This is a genomic window from Lysobacter sp. P5_B9 (genome assembly GCF_054049835.1).
Genome location: NZ_JBFULP010000011.1, coordinates 2,501 through 5,640, shown reverse-complemented (window position 1 = coordinate 5,640; position 3,140 = coordinate 2,501). Strand labels below are relative to the sequence as shown.

Below are 3,140 nucleotides of genomic sequence, written 5' to 3'. Positions count from 1 at the left end.
TTTTTCCCACGCAAAGAAGAAGCCCCGGTCTTTTGGACCGGGGCTTCGGATAAATGCTCAGCAATGACCTACTCTTGCATGCGGATGCACACTACCATCGGCGCGGTTGCGTTTCACTTCCGTGTTCGGGATGGGAACGGGTGGTGCCACAACGCTATTGTCACTGAGCAAGCTGGTGAAGCGGCGCTGTAGCGCCTGCTTGCATGGGATGGGAATTGTAGCAAGTTGGTCCTGGAAGGTCACGACGTCGTCGCAAGCCTAAGGCCACTTGAGGTTATATGGTCAAGCCACACGGATCATTAGTACAGGTTAGCTCAACGCATTGCTGCGCTTACACACCCTGCCTATCAACCACCTGGTCTTGATGGTTCCTTTAGGGGACTTGTGTCCCGGGAGATCTCATCTTGAGGCGCGCTTCCCGCTTAGATGCTTTCAGCGGTTATCGCTTCCGAACATAGCTACCCGGCCGTGCCATTGGCATGACAACCGGAACACCAGAGGTTCGTCCACTCCGGTCCTCTCGTACTAGGAGCAGCCCCTCTCAAATCTCCAACGCCCACGACAGATAGGGACCGAACTGTCTCACGACGTTCTGAACCCAGCTCGCGTACCACTTTAAATGGCGAACAGCCATACCCTTGGGACCGACTACAGCCCCAGGATGTGATGAGCCGACATCGAGGTGCCAAACACCGCCGTCGATATGAACTCTTGGGCGGTATCAGCCTGTTATCCCCGGAGTACCTTTTATCCGTTGAGCGATGGCCCTTCCATACAGAACCACCGGATCACTAAGTCCTAGTTTCCTACCTGCTTGATCCGTCGATCTTGCAGTCAAGCACGCTTATGCCTTTGCACACAGTGCGCGATGTCCGACCGCGCTGAGCGTACCTTCGAGCTCCTCCGTTACACTTTGGGAGGAGACCGCCCCAGTCAAACTACCCACCATACACGGTCCTCGATCCGGATTACGGACCTAAGTTAGAACGTCAAGCACATCAGGGTGGTATTTCAAGGTTGCCTCCGCCGAAGCTAGCGCCTCGGTTTCATAGGCTCCCACCTATCCTACACAGACGAACTCAACGTTCAGTGTAAAGCTATAGTAAAGGTTCACGGGGTCTTTCCGTCTTGCCGCGGGAACGCTGCATCTTCACAGCGATTTCAATTTCACTGAGTCTTAGGTGGAGACAGCGCCGCTGTCGTTACGCCATTCGTGCAGGTCGGAACTTACCCGACAAGGAATTTCGCTACCTTAGGACCGTTATAGTTACGGCCGCCGTTTACCGGGGCTTCGATCAAGAGCTTCGCCTTGCGGCTGACCCCATCAATTAACCTTCCGGCACCGGGCAGGCGTCACACCCTATACGTCCACTTTCGTGTTTGCAGAGTGCTGTGTTTTTGATAAACAGTCGCAGCGGCCTGGTTTCTGCGGCCCTCCTCAGCTATTAACCATGGAGGGCGTACCTTCTCCCGAAGTTACGGTACTATTTTGCCTAGTTCCTTCACCTAAGTTCTCTCAAGCGCCTGAGAATTCTCATCCTGCCCACCTGTGTCGGTTTACGGTACGGTCTGCGTAAGCTGAAGCTTAGGAGCTTTTCCTGGAAGCGTGATATCAGCAGCTTCGCCCTAATGGGCTCGTCCTTAGTCTCAACGTTGCCCCCCCGGATTTGCCTAAGGGGACCGCCTCAACTCTCTCACCGGGACAACCAACGCCCGGCCTGCTTAACCTTCTCCGTCCCTCCATCGCACTTACGCGAGGTGCTGGAATATTAACCAGCTTCCCATCGACTACGCATTTCTGCCTCGCCTTAGGGACCGACTAACCCTGCGTCGATTAACGTTGCGCAAGGAAACCTTGGGCTTTCGGCGTGCGGGCTTTTCACCCGCATTATCGTTACTCATGTCAGCATTCGCACTTCCGATACCTCCAGCAACCTTCTCAAGTCACCTTCAACGGCGTACGGAACGCTCCTCTACCGCGCATCACAAAGTGATGCACCCCAAGCTTCGGTTTATCGCTTAGCCCCGTTAAATCTTCCGCGCAGACCGACTCGACCAGTGAGCTATTACGCTTTCTTTAAAGGGTGGCTGCTTCTAAGCCAACCTCCTGGCTGTCTGTGCCTTTCCACATCGTTCACCACTTAGCGATAAATTTGGGACCTTAGCTGTGGGTCTGGGTTGTTTCCCTTTTCACGACGGACGTTAGCACCCGCCGTGTGTCTCCCGCGCAGTCTGTCTTGGTATTCGGAGTTTGCCATGGTTTGGTAAGTCGCAATGACCCCCTAGCCATAACAGTGCTCTACCCCCAAGAAGATTCACGCGAGGCGCTACCTAAATAGCTTTCGAGGAGAACCAGCTATCTCCGGGTTCGATTAGCTTTTCACTCCTAATCACACCTCATCCCCTACCTTTGCAACGGGAGTGGGTTCGGGCCTCCAGTACCTGTTACGGTACCTTCACCCTGGGCATGACTAGATCACCCGGTTTCGGGTCTACTGCCCGCGACTATGCGCCCTTATCAGACTCGGTTTCCCTTCGCCTCCCCTATACGGTTAAGCTCGCCACGAACAGTAAGTCGCTGACCCATTATACAAAAGGTACGCAGTCACCCCGAAGGGCTCCTACTGCTTGTACGCACACGGTTTCAGGGTCTATTTCACTCCCTTCACCAGGGTTCTTTTCGCCTTTCCCTCACGGTACTGGTTCACTATCGGTCGGTCAGGAGTATTTAGCCTTGGAGGATGGTCCCCCCATATTCAGACAGGGTTTCTCGTGCCCCGCCTTACTCGATTTCATTGAATAAGGTCTTTCGCATACCGGGCTGTCACCGTCTATGGCCGAGCTTTCCAACTCGTTTTGCTAAACCTTACTCAACTTAAGGGCTGCTCCCCGTTCGCTCGTCACTACTGGGGGAATCTCGGTTGATTTCTTTTCCTCCGGGTACTTAGATATTTCAGTTCTCCGGGTTCGCTTCGATAGGCTATGTATTCACCTAACGATACCTCTTGCGAGGTGGGTTTCCCCATTCGGACATTGCGGGATCAATGCTTGTTGCCAGCTCCCCCGCACTTTTCGCAGGCTGCCACGTCCTTCATCGCCTCTGACCGCCAAGGCATCCACCGTGTGCGCTTATTCGCTTG

2 rRNA genes (1 of these 2 cut by a window edge) are annotated in these 3,140 nt (G+C 54.1%); both read right to left on the bottom strand.

The features are described 5' to 3' along the window. Positions 1-55 precede the first annotated feature (55 nt). Positions 56-168: ribosomal RNA gene (gene rrf, locus ACXJJ9_RS16500) — 5S ribosomal RNA — on the bottom strand. A gap of 110 nt (positions 169-278) precedes the next feature. Then, a 23S ribosomal RNA gene (locus ACXJJ9_RS16495) occupies positions 279-3,140 on the bottom strand; it runs 3 nt beyond the window's last position.